The following is a 721-nucleotide window of genomic DNA, read 5'->3' as shown; positions in this document are numbered from 1 at the left end:
GGTTTGGTGTTGGGGGGCGCCCCCCGGGGTTGGGGCGGGCGGGCTGGCTGGGTAGAGGGGGGGCCCCCAGCGCCCCCCCGCCGGGCTACCCGATCACGTCTGTGCAGATGGACGAGGGACGGCTGCCGGGACTCCGGCGCATGCAGCACCTGCGGTGTCGTCACCGGTCCGGGTGGCTCCTCGCCGCAGGGACCGACCAACTTCGCGTTACAGCCCCGCCGAGACCCCGAGCCCTGCCATGATCGGCACGTTGCGTCTCGTAGATCCTCGATCCTCGGAAAACCAGGAGTGGCTGTGGCAGAGCGGCAGAACGGCACGGTGAAGTGGTTCAACGACGAGAAGGGCTACGGCTTCATCACCCCGGAGTCCGGAGCGGACCTGTTCGTTCACTTCCGGGCGATCCAGGGAAGCGGCTTCAAGTCCCTGGTTGAGGGCCAGAAGGTGACCTTCGTGGCGGTCCAGGGCCAGAAGGGGCTCCAGGCCGACGAGGTCCAGGTGGCGGAGTAGGAGCAGTTCCTCCCCTTCCTCCCCTTCCTCCCCCGGGCCCCGGTCCGAACGGGAGATGCGGGAGATGCGGGAGATCGAGTCCTGGGGGGGCTCCGTTTTGGTGGGGGGGCCCCGAGCATTTTGTGGGTTTTTGGCGGGTCTCCCGGTGGGCAGACGTCCGCCATTTCGCCCATTCTCAACCACATCCGGTGTCGACTGGATGGGTTTGGTGGTT

Annotated in this window: 1 protein-coding gene; it reads left to right on the top strand. The window is 67.5% G+C overall.

Features of this window, described 5'->3' with window-relative positions; all coding sequences use genetic code 11:
• Window positions 1-294 precede the first annotated feature (294 nt).
• Window positions 295-507 (top strand): cold-shock protein, encoded by a 213-nt coding sequence (locus ACFVX9_RS13805; RefSeq protein WP_063352293.1) that lies wholly within the window; start codon window positions 295-297, stop codon window positions 505-507.
• Window positions 508-721: the final 214 nt, after the last annotated feature.

The organism is Kitasatospora sp. NPDC058243 (assembly GCF_042882025.1).
Lineage (GTDB): Bacteria > Actinomycetota > Actinomycetes > Streptomycetales > Streptomycetaceae > Kitasatospora.
The sequence above is the reverse complement of the archived record's forward strand: the minus strand, read 5'-3'. Positions and strand labels throughout refer to the sequence as shown.